Below are 15674 nucleotides of genomic sequence, written 5' to 3'. Positions count from 1 at the left end.
AGCCGGCGGCCGCCACGCCGCCCGCGGCGGCGGCCCAGCAGCTCGCCGTCAAGGCGGCTCCCGATGGCGCGGCCGCGCCGAGTGCCGTGGCACACCCGGCCGGTGGCGGTCGGCAGGCGGAGAAGTCCTCGCTGAAGGTCGCCTCCTACGACCGTCACAGCGGACGGGCCGTCATCTCCGGGGCCGCGCGGGCGTCCGGGAAGCCCTCGCTCGCGCACCCCACCGCTCCGTCCTCCCCCGCCACCGGCGCGGGGGCGAAGGAGCGGAACGCCCCGGTGGCCGTCGGTGACATCATCGCCAGCGCGCCGACGCCCGGCGCTCCCGACGGCGTCCTGGCCAAGGTCACCCAGGTGCGGGGCAAGACCGAGAAGGGCACCGAGGTCGACACGGCCCCGGCCACCCTCGGTGCGCTGCTCGGCGACTCCAAGGCCGACGGCCGGGTGCCCGTCGACCCGTCCGCCGTCACGGTCGAACCGCTCGTCCAGGGCACGAAGGTGTCGTGGGCCAAGACCGGCGACGTGCGCTTCGGCCCCCACGGCGCGAAGGTGCCGATGGGCAGCCTCCGCATCGACGTGGGCACCTCGGTCGCCACCGCGAAGGACGCTCCGGTGTCCGCCGCCGCGTCGGCCTCCGGGTTCGTCCAGCTGGCTCCCGAGGTCGACTTCTCGTACGACGGGCGGGGAGGGGCCGGCTTCGGCGCGCCCGGGGCCGCGTCCCTGTCGCTGTCCGGCGACTGGACGTCCGGCTGGGAGTTCAAGGGCCAGGCCGCCGCGACCACGGAGGGCAAGCCGCTGCGGGTGCCCTTCGCCAAGCTCAAGGCCGCGCCCGTCATCCAGGTCGGGCCGGTGCCGGTCGTCGTCAACGTCGGCCTGACGTGCTACCTCCAGGTGGACGCGGACGGACGCGTGAACGTCGACATCAAGCAGGACCTCAAGGGTGGGTTCCGCGTCGGCGGCGACTACACCCACGCCAAGGGCTGGACAGCGGTCAACACCTCCACGCTGTCGGCCACCTCGCCCCGGGCGACGGTGACGGCGACGGGCAAGGTGAAGGCCGCCCTCGGCGCCGAGGCGAGCCTCGGGCTGTACGGAACCGTCGGCGTGAACGCCGACCTCGCCCCGTACCTGCGGGCGGAGGGGGAAGCCCAAGCCACCGGCGCGACCGACGGCAGCGCCTCCGTGTCCGGCCAGTGGAAGGCTTACGGCGGCTTCGATCTGAGCGGGGCCCTCCAGGTCCAGCTGAAGATCTTCGACACGCCGATCTTCCAGAAGCCCATTCCGCTCGGTTCCCTGCACCGCGAGTGGAAGCTCGCGGAGGGCTCGGGCGCGGTCTCGACCCCGGGGAAGCGCCGCGGCTGACGACCGCGACGGCGATACGGACGCGCCGGGGCGGCCCGGAGGACTCCCCCACCAGGGGTGGCTCTCCGTGTGCCGTCCCGGCGCAGCCGTGTCCGGGGCCGGGCGGGCGTGTCAGGGCTTGACGGCCAGGAGAGGGTGTCGGTCCCGAGCAGCCGTGCGCGCGCCGCGCCGCCTTCGTGGCGGGCGCTCCCGCCCTACTGCCCCTTGATGACGTCGTCCAGTGAGCCCTGGGGCACCTCGCCGTTCGGGGTGAGCCTGTCGACGACCCCGGGCAGGGCGTCGGCGATCCGGTCGGCGGCCTGCTCCGGAGTGACGCCCTCCTGCTGCGCGACACGGTCGAGGGCCTGGACGGGCAGGGCCTGCGCGACCTCGGGGCCGCTGACGGACTCGTTCGCGCCCTTGCCCACCCAGCTCTCGACCTTTCCGCCGAGGCCGCCCTCGCGGAGCTGATTGAGCAGCCCGGACAGCTGATTGCTGCCCCCGTCGCTGCCGAGCGTGCCGAGGAGGGTGCCGAAGAGGTGTGCCCGATCGCCGAGCAGTCCTCCGAGCAGCCGTCCGAGGTCGTTGTCCGCCATGTCTCCTGCCTTTCCTGGACGCGGGCCGGACGCGGCGGCAGGGCGCGGCCGTCATCCGACCGATGACACCCCCTCACTCCTACCCCCGGCGGGCCGGGCCACGTCGGCGGCGGGCCCATGTTCACCCGGACATCTGCGGCCCGCCCGCCGCCGGGATCGCCCCGGGCCTCAGCCGGCCATCGCGATGGTGTGCCCGGGCTCCGCGAGGTCCGGGCCGGCGCCCGCGATGGCGGCCGCGGCCAGTTCGTCCAGGGGCAGGCCGAGCACGGCGGCCAGGGCCGCCACGGTGAAGAAGGCGGGGGTCGGCGCACGGCCGGTCTCGATCTTGCGGAGGGTCTCGGCGGACAGGCCGGCCGCCGCGGCGATCTCCACCATGCTGCGTTCGCCGCGTGCCTGACGGAGCAGCAGACCGAAGACCTCGCCGCGTCGGTGTTCCCACGGAGTCAAAGGAGTTCTCACCATGCCCGTGATACTAATACCGGTATAAGTATTGGTTCAACGAGCGTCACGGGAGTCGACGGACATGGTGGAGATCAAGACGGACGCGGAGCTGGAGGCGATGCGCGAGGCCGGCCGGGTGGTGGCCCGCGCGCTCGCGGCCGCCCGCGAGGCGGCGGGCGTGGGCGTCGGCCTGCGGGAGCTGGACGAAGCGGCCCGCGCCGTACTGGACGAAGCCGGGGCGACCTCACCGTTCCTCGGCTACCGGCCGTCCTTCGCGCCGACCCCCTTTCCGGCGGTGATCTGCGCGTCGGTCAACGACGCGGTCGTCCACGGCATCCCCAACGGCTATCGCCTGCGCGACGGCGACCTGGTCAGCGTCGACTGCGGGGCACAGCTCGACGGCTGGGCCGGTGACGCGGCGATCAGCTTCACGGTGGGCGCGCCCCGCGCCGCCGACACCGAGCTGATCGAGGCCACGCGGTCGGCCCTGGAAGCGGGCATCGCCGCGGCCACCGTCGGCAATCGCATCGGCGACATCTCGCACGCCATCGGCCGCGTCGTCCGCGCGGCCCGGTGCGGCACGCCGGCCGACTTCGGCGGGCACGGCATCGGCCGCGCGATGCACGAGGATCCCTCCGTGCCCAACCGCGGCCGGCCCCGCCGGGGGCTGCCGCTGCGGCACGGTCTGGTCCTCGCCATAGAACCGATGCTCATGGCCGGTGGCCGCGACGACTACCGCACGGACCCCGACGGCTGGACGCTGCGCACCACCGACGGCAGCCGGGCCGCGCACATCGAGCACACGGTCGCCGTGACGGAGGACGGGCCGCGCATCCTGACGCTGCCGTAGAGGTGTCCGGTCCCACGCCGGGTCAGGAGGAGAACTGCCGCATCAGCCGTACGCCCTGCGCCGGTGTCACGTGCGGCAGGTACGCCTTGCCGATGGCCCGGGTGATGGCGGGCAGGGCCGCCGGGTCCGGATAGGCCATGTACAGGGGGCGGTACTGCGGCTGGAACTTGGCCTTGAAGTTGAGGAGCGAGCGGAAGCCGTAGACGGGTTCGAGGACCTTCCCGCCGTAGTCCAGGAGCCGCTGGAGCGCGGCGGGCGGTTCCTCGGTGGCCTTGCGGGCGAGCGGGGCGCCGGAGAGGCTGATGAACCGGGCGCCCTCCTCCTGGAAGCCGAGGGCGGCCGAGGCGATCAGGAACTCCATGGACCCGCGGAAGCCGCTCGCCCTGCGCCGCATGAAGTCCAGCGTCCAGCCGACCGGTTCGCCGTTCTCGTACACCGGCATCCAGCTGGTGATGCCGTGCACGGTGCGGTCGGCGTCGACGGCGAGCAGGCAGCGCACCGCCGGGTCGTCGAGTTCGGCCAGGCCGCCGAGGGTGAAGCCCATCTCCGGCAGCCCCTTGTCGGCGACCCACTCCTCGGAGATCGAGCGCACCTGGTCGGTGAGGGCGACGGGGGCGTCGGGGTAGGACCACCACTCGGCGGTGATGCCCTCCTTCTTGGCCTTGTTCAGCGCGGTGCGGACGTCCTGCCATTTCTTGCCCGTGAAGGCGAGGTCGGGCAGGGGGACGACGGTGTCCTCGGCGACCTGTACGGACCGCCAGCCCAGCCGTTCCGCGGCCTCGCGGACGCCGGCGCCGACGCTGTAGAAGCAGGGCGTCCAGCCGCGCTGGTCGCAGTGGCGGGCGAAGCCGGCGACGGCGTCCGCGCGGGCGTCGGGGGCGCCGAAGGGTTCGCCGGTCGTCAGGGCCACGGTGGCGATGACCCGGTAGGCGACGGCGGCCCGGCCGTCGCCGGAGAACCAGTAGAAATTGCCGTCCCAGGTGGTCAGGTGGGACAGCGTCGAGCCGCCGTGCGCGACGAGCAGGTCCCGGGCCCGTACGGCCGCGTCGGCGTCCGTGTGCAGCCGGGTCCGCCGGAAGGTGACGAGCAGCGCGGCCAGCGTGACGATCCAGAAGAACAGGCCGCAGTAGCGGTACAGCGCCAGCGCGGTGCCGCCGGCGGGCACGGGCGAGTCGGTGAAGGCGTCGAGGAAGGCGGGCGGCAGGAACTCCGAGGCCAGGCCGCCGAGGAGCAGGCCGGGGGTCGCCTCGGGGTCGTACTGGTCGCGTACGGCGTAGCCGATGCCCACGTACGCGGCGCAGGCCAGCAGGAGGGCGCCGCCGACCACGGCCGTGAGCTTGCGCGCGGCCGGCCGGGGCAGCCGCAGGTCGAAGCGGGCGCGGGTGACGACGAGCAGCACCAGGACCAGCACGGGCAGCAGCGTCTGCTCGGCGAACGCCTGGACGTACCCCGCCTCCTCGGCGGCCGCGGCGCCCCACGCCTTGGGGTGGGTGAGGAAGTCGTGCAGCCAGTAGGCGAACAGGGCGATCCAGGCCAGGTGTACGACCACCGCCACGCCCCAGGCCATCCGCAGGCCGCGGCGCAGCCCTTCGGCGAGGACGAGCAGGAGGACGGGGATCAGGACGGCCATGACGGTGGCCGGTGAGTCGTAGAAGTCGCGGATGGCGTGGACGTAGTGGCAGTCGCTCGCGGACGCGGCGCAGGCGTCGGCGATCTCCCTCGCGGAGGGCCGGATGGAGACGTAGAGGTTGTCGAAGGAGTTGAAGGGGCCGTACGCCTCCTTGTAGAGGATGGCGACCATGGGTCCGATCGCGGAGGCGGCCACGACGAGGGCGACGAGCACGCGGGCCTCGGTGTGCGAGGAGTGGCGCAGGCGCGGGGGCCAGGTGCGGTGGTACAGGGCGGCGCCGACGGCGAGGCCGGCGACCGCGCCGCCGAGCCGCAGGACGCCCTGGAGATGGCCGACGTACAGGGCCATCACCAGGGCGAAGGCGACGATGGCGAGCCGGGTGCGGCGGCGCCACAGGGCGGTGAGGCGGTAGCTGAGCACCGCGCCGACGGCGAGCGCGCCCACGCTCGGGGACACCGCGAGGTCGTCGGCGAGGCTGTCGAGCCACCACTCCCCCGCGAGGGAGCCGAGCTCGACGGCGGCGACGCCCAGGAGGGTGCCCAGGACCTGGCCGGCGAGCAGCAGGCCGGCGGTGCGGGCGACGCCCAGCCGCCGCTCGGCGGGGGTGACCAGCAGCAGCACGATCACCGTGGCGCCGAGGTAGCCGCCGATGCCGGGGCACCACAGGAGGGAGCTGACCGGGGTCCACCAGCGGCCCTCGGCGAGCGAGGTCACGCCGACGCCGACCCGGTCGAGCCGGTGCCGGCCAGGGCCGTCGCCGAGGCTTCCGGTGACCGCGCCGACGATCCACAGGACGGCGAGGAAGGCGAGGGTGAAGGGGGCGTGGCGGACGGGGGCGAGGATCCGGTCGAGGGTGACGCGCCAGGTGTGGCGGCTGTCGCCGGGGGTGGGTGCGGGTGGAGGGGGTGTGGTGCCGGTCATGGGAGCAGCCCCGTCTCGCGGGAGATCCAGGGCAGTTGCCGCTCCAGGCCGGGGCGCCAGACCTGCCAGCTGTGGCCGCCGGGGAGTTCGACCCACTCGGCATGCATCCCGGCCTTGAGCGCGGCTTCGTAGACCTTGCGCTGCTGGGGGCGGTAGGTGCTGTCGCCGCTGCCCGCGACGAAGGCGGCCTTGGTGTCGGGGAAGCGCTGCCGGGCCATGACGTCGAGGGGGTTGACCTTCGTGAAGGCCGCCGCGTCGCCGCCGAACGCCTTGTCGATGGTCTTCTGTCGGCTGCCGAGGGTGGGGGCCTCCTGGCCGGAGACGTCGTTGACGACGCCGTAGACCTGCGGCGCGTTGACGCCGAGCTGGAGGGAGCAGGTGCCGCCGAAGGAGATGCCGGACACGGCCCAGGCGGCGCGGGCGCCCGCGACCTGGAGGTGGGCGCGGATCCAGTCGGGCACGTCGGTGGCGAGGTAGGTCTGGACCTGGCCGAGCCGGGAGTCCAGGCAGAGGGTGTTGGCGAACTGGGAGCCGATGGGGTCGACGACGACCACGACGGGGGCGAGTCCCCGGTGTGCGGTGGCGAAGGCGTTCATCATGTCGACCAGCCGGCCGGAGTTGATCCAGTCCTCGGGGGATCCGGGCTGCCCGGCCATGAGTACGACGACCGGGAGGAGGGGGCGGGGGGTCACCCGGTAGGCGGGGGGCAGATAGACGTAGGCGTCGCGGGCCTTGAAGCCGGACCTGGCACCGGGGATCGGGGTCCGGGAGAGGGTGCCGTCGGCGGGCAGGTCCGCCGGGGGCCTCCACACGTCGGAGATCGCCTTGCCCGGCGGTACGCGCAGCACGGGCTCGCTGCGGCCGGTGGCGTCGCTGAGGCGGGTGGTCTTCATGAGCCAGGAATTCAGAGCGGTGCGCAGGGTGGGGTACTGGTCGAAGTGGCGGTTGATCTGTGAGGCACCCAGGAGGACCACGAGGAGGGCGGCGAGGACGGCGACGGCCCTGCCCTTCCAGTGGAGCGTCGGCATTCGGAAGATCGCCAGGCACACGCCGAGGACGGCGACGCCGGCCCAGAGGACGACGGCGGTCGGCAGGGGGTCGGGGAAGGGCTGGAGCCAGTCGTCCACGGCCGTCCGCAACAGCCAGGTGAGGACCGCCGCCAGGAGGAGGGCGGCCGGCCCCCAGCGGGTCCACCAGGTCCGCCGGCGGGAGAAGAGCAGCGCGGCCAGCGCGCACAGCCCCACGACGAGAACGGTGAGCGGAATCCATCCGCTCACCAGGGACCACTCCAGCGGGCCCGCCGCGATCCGCATCCGTCGCACCACGTCCGTGTGGGGAGATAAGGGGAACGGGTCGCTCTGCCTTGAGCTACGGCCCCGCGCGTGGAGCCGGGTGGACTTGAACACACCATCTACCCGTTCCCTGGAAATGCTACATAGAGGCAGATATCCGGCAACCTGGAACGGCGGTGGGGAAAGACCCGCTGGCGGGATCCGCATCTTGTGGCAGCCGGGTGCCGGGACTAAAAACTCGACGGTCGGCTGAAGCGTTCTCCATCGAAGGAGATGCCCCTCATGCACACGGCCCCGGCGCGCGGCGACAAGGCGAGCGTGCTCGACCTCCCGAGAACCCCGACCGGATTCCAGCAGCTCGCGCACGCGGTGCGGGCCCGTACGCCGCGGCGGGGCCCGGAACTGCCCGTGGAGCCGCCCTGGCGGAGCGAGTTCGTCGCCCGGGACGCCGGCGGACCGCGCGTGTCACTGCGGGAGTTCGGCTACGGCACGGGCGAACTCAGCGGCTGGCGGGGCCAGGTGGACGACACGGCCGTCGTGGGGCCGCTGCGGATCCTCACCGAGGAGGGGCTGGCGCACCTCACCGAGGTGTGCGAGGCACTCGAAGGGGCCGCCGGACACAGCCGGTTCATCGCGACGCGGCGGCTGCGCGGCGCCGATCTGGTGTCGCCGTTCATCAACAACATGATGCGCGACCGGACGTTCCTGCTCACGTGCTCCCGGCTCGTCGGCGTCCCTCTGATCCCGCATCCGCTCCGGCTCCCCACGGCCCAGATCAATTACAGCGACGGGCAGGGGCAGCCGGAAATCGTGCGGTGGCACCGCGACGGCATGGACTACGTGTTCACGATCCAGCTGAGCGGTTACGAGGACTACGAGGGCGGCCGGTTCACGTATTTCCAGGGGCGTACGGACGCATTCCCGGGTGCCACGCGGGACGACCCCCGGATCCGCGAGGCGCCGTGCGGGGAACGCGGGGCCGCGCTGTTCCTCCACGGCAGCCGTATCTTCCACGCGGTCACGCCCGTCACGAAGGGGCGACGCGTCACTCTGGTCATCTCGTTCTTCTGCCCGTATTTCGCGCGGCAGGACTCCAATACGTTCTGGCACCTGGCGGGTGACGACGGGATTACCGCGACGATCCCCTGCTGGCTGCGGCTGAAGTGGCCGGCGCGGAACCCGGCCGTGGACTTCGCCCTGCGGGCCGGCAGCCCGGCCGTCACCTGGGACGACCTCACCCGGCGCCCGTAGGGGCGGGAGCTCGCCACCGATCGATTGCCGGTACGGGCCGCCCGGCGCCCGCGTTCCCTGACGTTCGGTGAGGCCGTGGCGCGCGGCCCGCGCTCGGGCCGTCGCGCCACTCTCGGCGATGTCACCTGATGGGACGGCCGGCCGCTCGGGGAATTCCCTCGCCCCTCATGTGCGCAAGAAATCAGGCAGCGCTATTACTGGGATTATCCCATCGGGATGGATCACGTATGAGGGCCTGAAAAAAGTGGCCGGAAGGGCTGTTTCTCGCCATCCCCGGACCGTGGTTCGCTGGCCGGGTATCGACGCCTGACCCTGTCGGCGCACCGGATCCAGAAGGAGCACGGGCGTGACGCAGCTGGTCCTGGGCCTCTCGGCCTTCTCCCCCGACAGCGCGGCAGCGCTCGTCGCCGACGGCGTGCCGGTCGCGGCGGCCCAGGAGGAGCGATTCAGCCGCCGGCGCCACGACCCGTCGTTCCCCCGGCAGGCCGTCGACTTCTGCCTGCGCTCGGCCGGGGCGGACCTCGCGGACCTGACGGCGGTGGCCTACTTCGAGGACCCGGAGCTGAAGTTCCGGCGGGTGAGAGCCACCTGGGCGGGCTCCGCGCCGTACGGCTTCACGTCGTTCCGGGAGGACCTGCCCGCGTGGCTGGACCGGAAGCGGACCGCCACCCGGACCGTGCGGGACCACCTCGCCGGCCCGGCGGCGGGCCCGGTGCCGGAGGTGGTGGCCCGGCGCCATCACGAGTCCCACGCCGCCTCCGCGTTCTTCGCCGGTCCGTACGAGTCCGCCGCCGTGCTGTGCGTCGACGGCGTCGGCGAGTGGGCGACGACCACCGTCTGGCACGGCTCCGGCACCCGCCTGCGCCTCCTCGCCGAGCTGCGCTATCCGCATTCGCTGGGGTTGCTGTACTCCGCGTTCACCCACTTCTGCGGCTTCACGGCCGGCTCGGGCGAGCACCGGCTCATGGGCCTCGCGCCCCACGGCACGCCGCGGTTCGCCCGGCTGATCCGCGAGCGGCTGATCGACATCAAGGACGACGGCTCCTTCCGGCTCGACCTGCGGTGGTTCGCGTACGCACGCGGCAGGGAGCTGATCGGCCCCGACTTCGAGCAGCTCCTCGGAGGCCCGCGCCGGCAGTCCCGGGCACCGCTCACCGCGCGCGAGGCGGACCTGGCGGCGTCCGTCCAGAAGGTGACCGAGGAGGTGGTGGTCCGGCTCGCGCGGACGGCCCGGCGGCTGACCGGGGAGCCGCGGCTGTGCCTCGCCGGGGACGTGGCGCTCAACTGCGCGGCGAACGCCCGGATCCTGGAGGAGGCGGGGGTGGACGCCTTGTGGGTCCAGCCGGCGGCCGGTGACGCCGGGGCCGCGCTGGGCGCGGCGCTCGCGGTGGCCCACGAGCGGGGCGCGCCGCGGTCGCACGTGGCCGCCGGGCGGGACGCCATGACGGGCGCGCTGCTGGGCCCGGAGTACACGGACGAGGAGATCGGCGCCTACCTGGACGGCGAGGGCCTGCCGTACGAGCGGCTGGGACCGGAGGCGCTCGCGCGCCGGGTGGCCGAGGCGCTGGACGACCGGAAGCTGGTGGGGTGGTTCCAGGGCCGGATGGAGTTCGGGCCGCGGGCGCTGGGTTCCCGGTCGATCCTCGCCGACGCGCGCGACCCGGGCATCCGGTCCGTCCTGAGCCTGCGGACGAGACTGGGCGCATCGTTGCGCCCGTTCGCCCCGGCGGTGCTGGCCGAGGAGGCGAAGGACTGGTTCGACCTGCGGCAGGACAGCCCGTACATGCTGATCACCGGGCAGGTCGCGGCCGCGCAGCGCCTGCCCGTGTACGTACCCAAGGAGACCGCCGGCCTGGAGCTGCTGCGGGTGCAGCGCTCCACCGTGCCGGCGGTGACGCACGTCGACGGCTCCGCGCGCGTGCAGACCGTGGACGCCCGCCACCCGGCGCTGCGCCGGCTGCTGCTGGCGTTCAAGGAGCTGACGGGATGTCCCGTGCTGGTGAACACGTCGTTCGCCGTGCGGGGTGAGCCGGTCGTCAACACGCCCCGCGAGGCGTACGCGTGTTTCCGGCGCACCGGCATCGACCTGCTCGCGCTCGGCGGGTTCCTGCTGCGCAAGGAGGAGCAGCCCCCGTGGCGCGGGCGGCGGGACGCACGCGGGGGCGTGCCGGTGGACTGACGGACGAAACCGACCCGGGAGGTGCTCTGCCGTGCCGCGAAGAACACTGATCGCCGCCGTCTACTACCTGGCCATGACGCCGTGGGGCTGGTGCGCCCGCCGCGTCCGGGACCCTCTGAGCCGCCGCTGGGCCCCGAAGGCGACGACGTATTTCGTCTGAGATCCGTCAGGAGAGGTTCTTCTCCAGGGCGGCGAGGTACTTCTTCATCGAGTGGTCCCGCACGGCGTCGCTCGCGGGCGCGAAGGCGTCGGCGGTCAGGCCCTTGGCGCGGTCGGCCAGGCCGCCCAGGAGCGGCATGGAGTCGTGGACCTTGCCGCCGGAGTCGATGTACCGGAGCGTCTGGACGTGGTGGTAGACCGGCTCGGGCGGCAGCTGGGCGACGATGTCGTTGTTGTTGACGAAGCGGTAGGTGCGCCGGGTGAACGCCTTGTCGCATGCCCCGGCCAGGGTGAGGTCGCAGGTGCGGGGCTGGCCGAAGGTGTAGACGCCGTCGGCGAGCAGGTTAGGGTCCTCGAAGTACAGCCGGGCGCCGGCCAGCATCGCCAGGGCGCCGCCGAGGCTGTGGCCGGTGAACCACACCGTCTGACCGTTGTCGCGGAACTCCGCGAGGGTCTTCTTCACCTCGGGGAAGACCGATTCCAGGGCCTCGCCGAAGCCGTAGTGGACGAAGCCCTTGTTCGCGGGGCCGGGCCAGGGCGGGGTGGTGGCGTCCGAGAGCCAGTCGCGGATCTGCGCGGGCTCCGTGCCCCGGAACGCGGTGATGATCATGTGGTCGCCGGCCATCGTGTACGCCTGGGTGTCCTCCAGGGGGAACGGCGGCCGGAACGTCGTGCGATGGTGCCGCACCCGGCCGAAACCCCACCGTCCGACCTCCGCCGCGATGGTGCTCTCGTCCTTGTACGCGAGGTCCGCCGCACGGGCCAGCCAGTAGGCGTGGGCCGGGCTGTAGCCGGTGGCGCGATGGTCGATCGCCGGAACGGTGGTCACCGGTGGACTCCTCGTCTCGCAGCTGGGTCTCGGGGGAAGCCGCGGGGGGCGGCACTCGCCCCCGTGATATCCGCTGCCGGCCGCGCTCCCTGGGAGACCTGCCACGGCGTCACCCGTTCGGGCCACGCGGAGGCCCGGGGTGCGCGCGCTGCGGGCCCTGTCGCGGCGGCGCACCGGCCGGATGTCCTTATGGTGGGCGGCAATCATGTCGTACGACCTCGTCGGGAACGGCCCGGCCAAGGCACCCCGTCTCCCCCGTCTCGCGTTCCGGCTCGTCGTGGCCGCGTACGCGCTGCTGGTGCTCGCCGTCGTCGCGGACATCGCGTCGGACCCGGAGACGACGCTGTCGCCCGTGCTCGCGACCGCGCCGGTGCTCGCCGGCATCGGCACCCGGCGGGCGCGCGTCCCGCTGGCGGCCGGGCTGGCCGCCACCTTGGTGATCGTCCCGCTGCTGGCGCTGTCCGACACCGGGGTCCCGCTCGCGGTCCATCTGACGTCGGGCTTGACGGTGCTGGCCGTCACCTGCATCTGCACCGCCAGCGTCGTGCTGGTCGCGACGCGGGAGCGGGAGCTGCTGCAGTCCCGCTCCGTGGCCGAGGCGGCGCAGGCGACGCTGCTGCGCCCGCCGCCGGAGAAGTGCGACGGGCTGCGGACGGCGGTGCGGTATCTGGCCGCGGCGGCGGAGGCACGGGTGGGCGGTGACCTGTACGAGGCGCTGGCCACCCCGTTCGGGACGCGGCTGCTGGTGGGTGATGTGCGGGGCAAGGGCCTGGCGGCCATCGAGACGGCGGCCGACGTGCTGGGTACGTTCCGGGAGGCCGCCCAGGTCGAGGCCGACCTGGCCGTGGTGGCCGGCCGGCTCGACGCGGCCATGCTCCGGCGCCGGCCGCGGGAGGAGTTCGTGACCGCCGTCCTGATCGGGGTGCCGGCGTCCGGCGGCCCGGCCGAGATGGTCAACTGCGGTCACCTGCCGCCGCTGGTGCGGCACGACGGCCGGGTGACCGAGGTGGCGTCGCCCGTCCCGGAGCCACCGCTGGCGCTGCTGGAACTGACGGGCGGCACCTACCACCGGCGCGCCTTCGCCTTCGAGCGGGGCGACCTCCTGCTGCTGTACACCGACGGGGTGACCGAGGCGCGGGACGCGGCGGGAGAGTTCTATCCGCTGTCCGAGCGGCTGGCGGCGATGACGGAGACGGCTCCCGGCGCGCTGCTGGACCAGGTCGTGGCCGACCTGCTGGCGTACGCGGGCGGTGAACTCTCCGACGACGCGGCGCTGCTGGCGGTCCGCCGGGAGCACTGACCCGGCTCGGGCCGGCAGGAGGGCGCGGTCCCCGTGGGTGGCGAGGGTGCGCCGGCGGCGGTCCGCCGGGAACACCGGCTACGGGCGGGAAAAGCCCCGCCGGGGCGGATCACGTCCGCGTCGTGAGTCGCGCGAGCGCCGCGTCGTACCGAGCGCGGAGCCCCGCGTCCGCCGATACCCGCAGCAGTACGCCGAGCGCCCGTACCGCCCCGTCGTCGTAGCCGGAGGTCTCCGCCTCCCGGGCGGCCATGCCGAGCCGCCGGATGGCCTCGGTCTCGTCCCCGAGCCCCAGCAGCGCCTCTCCCGTGGTCGTAAGCAGCAGCACCCGGGACGCGACCACGGTGCCGGGGAGGTCCTCGAAGGTGAGAGCCTCGGTCGCCGTGTCGAGGGCCGACTGCCATTGCCCGCTGTCCAGCCGGTAGCGGGCGAGGTGGTACAGGGCCAGTCGTTCGGTGTACCGGTCGTCGGCCATGCGGGCCAGTTCCACCGCCCGCGCACATCCCTCCGCGGCCTCGTCGGGGTTTCCCAGCGCGGACTGCGCCCAGGACAGGACGACCAGGGCGGTCGCCTCGCCGCGCAGGTCGCCTGCCCGAGCGGAGAGCGCGGGGGCGGGCTCCGCACACGTCAGCGCCTCGTCGCTGCGCCCCTCCTCGGTCAGTACCCAGCCGAGCAGGGCCCGCACCCGCGACTCGGCGGCCGGATCGGCCTCGGCGCGTGCCGCCTTCAGCGCGATCTCCAGGAGGGGGATCCAGTCGTCCAGTACCCACCGCGCCATGAGTGGCCACAACAGCATGACGAGCCGCCAGGTCCTGCTGTGCAGATGGGCCGTGTTCGCGGCGGCCGCCGCCAGCATGAGGTCGTCCCGCTCGGCCGTGTACCAGGCCATGGCGTCGTCCCGGGCCGTGAACGTCCTGACGGCCGTGGGCGCGTGGAAGTCCGGCGGCAGCGGGACGCAGGTCTCGTTGCCGGGTTCGGCCACGCTCACCGCTGCGAGGGCGGTGGCGATGTAGTGGTCGAGCACGCGGGTGAGGGCATCGGGCCCGGCGTCCAGGCCACGCGCGTAGAGCCGTACGAGATCGTGCAGGGTCCAGCGTCCTGGCGCGGTTTCCGTGACGAGGTGCGAGGCGACCAGTCGTTCCAGCGTGGCCTCCGCTGTGACCGGGTCCGTTTGTGTCAGGGCTGCCGTCGCGTACCGGTCGAAGTGCGTACCGGGGTGGCGGCCGAGGCAGGCGAAGTGCCGGACGACGTGCTCGGGGAGCTGCCGAACGGTCAGTCGCAGGGCCACGCGTATGCCGGTGTCCTCGATGTCCAGCAGGTTCAGCCGACGGGTCGAGTCGAGCATGTCGGCGTTCATCGCGCTCACCGTACGGTCCGGCCGGTCCGCCAGCCTGGCGGCCGCCACCCGCAGCGCGAGGGGCAGTCCTCCGCACAGCTCGGCCAGCCGTCGCGCGGCCACCGGCTCCGCGCGCACCCGTTCCTCGCCGAGCACCCCGGCGAGAAGTGCCGTGCCGTCCTCGGGCGTGAGGACGTCCACGGGAACGGGCCGGGCGGCGTCGGTGACGATCAGCCCGGACATCCGGTTCCGGCTGGTCACGACGGTGACGCAACGGGGACCGCCCGGCAGGAGCGGTCTGACCTGCTCGGAGTCGCGCGCGTTGTCCAGTACGACGAGGAGCTCCCGGTCGGCGGCGAGCGATCTGAACAGCGCGGCCGCGCCGTTCGCGGACTCCGGCATCCGGCTCGGCGTGACCCCCAGGGCCGGCAGGAACTCGCGCAGTACCTCGGCGAGGGTCGGCTCGCCCGTATCGCCGAAGCCGCGCAGGTCGGCGTAGAGCCGGCCGCCGGGGAAAGCGGCGCGCTCGCGGTGGGCCCACTGCACCACCAGTGCGGTCTTCCCGACCCCTGCGGGCCCGGTGACCAGGCAGACGGGCGCCTCGCCCTCGGCGGCCCGGGACAGGGCGAGGAGCTCCTGCTCCCGCCCGTGGAAGCCGCGCGGGGGGCGCGGCAGCAGGTCGGCCACGTCGGTGTGGGAGGCGGTCGAGGTGACGGGCGGGAGAGGCGTGGCGTGCGCCGTGGCGCGCCGGGACAGGGGCGCTGTCCCGACCACCGCGCCGTCGGCCTCCGCGTGCAGGGCCACCGCGTAGGCATCCGTCAGCTCGCGGCCCGGGTCGATCCCCAGTTCGTCGGCGAGCAGGCGCCGGGTGCGGTGGAACCAGTCGAGTGCCTCCGGCCGACGGCCCGCCCGGTGAAGTGCCGTCATGAGGGCGGCGCACAGCGATTCCCGCAGCGGGTGGGCGACCGCCTCGGGGTGCAGGACGGCGGCGGCCTGGGCGTATTCGCCCAACTGGGCGTGAGCTGCGGCCAGTTGTTCCACGGAAGCCAGCCGGAGCTCCTCCAGCGCGTGCGCGGCGGCCCGGAGCGGTGGGCTCGGACAGACGTCGGCCAGCGCGGGCCCCTGCCACAGCGACAGCGCCTCCCGGTACATCGCCACGGCCTCGGCCGGGCCGCGCCGGCCACGGGCCAGGGCCACCAGTTCCTCGAAGCGGTGGGCGTCGAGCCGGGCTCGCGGCATCCGCAGGACGTACGCCGCGCCCTGGGTGACCAACTCGACGCCGTACGCGCCGGCGTCGGCACCGATCAGCAGGGTCCGCAGCCGCGACACATGGCCCTGAACGACGCCGCGGGCGCTCGGCGGCGGTTCCTGTTCCCACAGAGCGGCCGTCAGCTGATCGACCAGCACCGGGTAATTGGGGCGCAGCAGCAGGGCGGCCAGCAGACTGCGCCGCTTGGCGGGCCCGAGCGGCAGCACGCCGGCCTCCGTGACGACCGACACCGCTCCGAGCAACCGGAATTCCATCTGCCCCATGCCTCCCAGCGCAAAAGCATCAG

General features: G+C 73.6%; 11 protein-coding genes and 1 pseudogene. 6 read left to right on the top strand and 6 right to left on the bottom strand.

The features are described 5' to 3' along the window. Positions 1–1358: hypothetical protein (locus tag J7E86_RS15385; RefSeq protein WP_251019181.1), on the top strand; the 1358-nt coding region annotated here is incomplete at its 5' end. 194 nt (positions 1359–1552) lie between these two features. Here J7E86_RS15385 and J7E86_RS15380 read toward each other — a convergent pair. Both J7E86_RS15380 and J7E86_RS15375 read right to left on the bottom strand, forming a co-directional pair. Beyond that, positions 1553–1951, bottom strand: a pseudogene (locus J7E86_RS15380) (YidB family protein); the annotation flags it as partial. A 150-nt stretch (positions 1952–2101) separates the two neighbouring features. After that, positions 2102–2395 carry a helix-turn-helix domain-containing protein gene (locus J7E86_RS15375; RefSeq protein WP_215082240.1) on the bottom strand — a complete coding sequence of 98 codons (294 nt, stop codon included), beginning with the start codon at positions 2393–2395 and terminating at the stop codon, positions 2102–2104. Positions 2396–2456: 61 nt separating this feature from the next. Between J7E86_RS15375 and map the strand changes: the two genes are divergently transcribed. Beyond that, positions 2457–3224, top strand: coding sequence for a type I methionyl aminopeptidase (gene map / locus J7E86_RS15370; RefSeq protein WP_215082239.1), 768 nt, complete (start codon positions 2457–2459; stop codon positions 3222–3224). Positions 3225–3246: 22 nt separating this feature from the next. On the opposite strand, the gene J7E86_RS15365 is transcribed toward map, so the two are convergent. Together J7E86_RS15365 and J7E86_RS15360 are read right to left on the bottom strand one after the other, a co-directional pair. After that, a complete protein-coding gene (locus tag J7E86_RS15365) occupies positions 3247–5775 on the bottom strand; it encodes a DUF2156 domain-containing protein (RefSeq protein WP_215082238.1) in 2529 nt (842 codons plus the stop codon). Then, positions 5772–7088, bottom strand: coding sequence for an esterase family protein (locus tag J7E86_RS15360; protein WP_215082237.1), 1317 nt, complete (start codon positions 7086–7088; stop codon positions 5772–5774). The genes J7E86_RS15365 and J7E86_RS15360 overlap by 4 nt, the downstream gene beginning before the upstream one ends. A gap of 261 nt (positions 7089–7349) precedes the next feature. Between J7E86_RS15360 and J7E86_RS15355 the strand changes: the two genes are divergently transcribed. The 3 genes from J7E86_RS15355 (at position 7350) to J7E86_RS31635 (ending at position 10657) form a co-directional block, all read left to right on the top strand. Further along, positions 7350–8318, top strand: coding sequence for a 2OG-Fe(II) oxygenase (locus J7E86_RS15355; protein ID WP_215082236.1), 969 nt, complete (start codon positions 7350–7352; stop codon positions 8316–8318). A gap of 346 nt (positions 8319–8664) precedes the next feature. Further along, on the top strand, positions 8665–10497 hold the full coding sequence (locus J7E86_RS15350) for a carbamoyltransferase N-terminal domain-containing protein (RefSeq protein ID WP_215082235.1): 1833 nt from the start codon (positions 8665–8667) through the stop codon (positions 10495–10497). A 31-nt stretch (positions 10498–10528) separates the two neighbouring features. Continuing rightward, complete coding sequence (locus J7E86_RS31635) at positions 10529–10657, top strand: hypothetical protein (protein WP_285439701.1); 129 nt, start codon at positions 10529–10531, stop codon at positions 10655–10657. A 6-nt stretch (positions 10658–10663) separates the two neighbouring features. On the opposite strand, the gene J7E86_RS15345 is transcribed toward J7E86_RS31635, so the two are convergent. Next, on the bottom strand, positions 10664–11485 hold the full coding sequence (locus J7E86_RS15345) for a lipase family protein (protein ID WP_308312599.1): 822 nt from the start codon (positions 11483–11485) through the stop codon (positions 10664–10666). 205 nt (positions 11486–11690) lie between these two features. Here J7E86_RS15345 and J7E86_RS15340 point away from each other — a divergent pair, with 205 nt between their 5' ends. Next, positions 11691–12785 (top strand): PP2C family protein-serine/threonine phosphatase, encoded by a 1095-nt coding sequence (locus J7E86_RS15340; protein ID WP_215082233.1) that lies wholly within the window; start codon positions 11691–11693, stop codon positions 12783–12785. A gap of 109 nt (positions 12786–12894) precedes the next feature. Here J7E86_RS15340 and J7E86_RS15335 read toward each other — a convergent pair whose 3' ends face one another. Beyond that, the gene (locus J7E86_RS15335) at positions 12895–15642 is read right to left on the bottom strand and encodes a BTAD domain-containing putative transcriptional regulator (protein ID WP_215082243.1); all 2748 of its coding nucleotides are present in this window, start codon (positions 15640–15642) and stop codon (positions 12895–12897) included. Positions 15643–15674: the final 32 nt, after the last annotated feature.

The sequence above is a fragment of the Streptomyces sp. ISL-11 genome (assembly GCF_018614525.1).
Classification (GTDB): domain Bacteria; phylum Actinomycetota; class Actinomycetes; order Streptomycetales; family Streptomycetaceae; genus Streptomyces.
Note: the sequence above shows the minus strand (reverse complement) of the source record. Positions and strands in the feature narration are given on the sequence as shown.

Excerpts from the sequence above, each read along its gene's own strand:
- J7E86_RS15375 (WP_215082240.1), bottom strand. The coding sequence starts at position 2,395 with ATGGTGAGAACTCCTTTGACTCCGTGGGAACACCGACGCGGCGAGGTC.
- map (WP_215082239.1), top strand. The coding sequence starts at position 2,457 with ATGGTGGAGATCAAGACGGACGCGGAGCTGGAGGCGATGCGCGAGGCC.
- J7E86_RS15365 (WP_215082238.1), bottom strand. The coding sequence starts at position 5,775 with ATGACCGGCACCACACCCCCTCCACCCGCACCCACCCCCGGCGACAGC.
- J7E86_RS15360 (WP_215082237.1), bottom strand. The coding sequence starts at position 7,088 with ATGCGGATCGCGGCGGGCCCGCTGGAGTGGTCCCTGGTGAGCGGATGG.
- J7E86_RS15355 (WP_215082236.1), top strand. The coding sequence starts at position 7,350 with ATGCACACGGCCCCGGCGCGCGGCGACAAGGCGAGCGTGCTCGACCTC.
- J7E86_RS15340 (WP_215082233.1), top strand. The coding sequence starts at position 11,691 with ATGTCGTACGACCTCGTCGGGAACGGCCCGGCCAAGGCACCCCGTCTC.
- J7E86_RS15335 (WP_215082243.1), bottom strand. The coding sequence starts at position 15,642 with ATGGAATTCCGGTTGCTCGGAGCGGTGTCGGTCGTCACGGAGGCCGGC.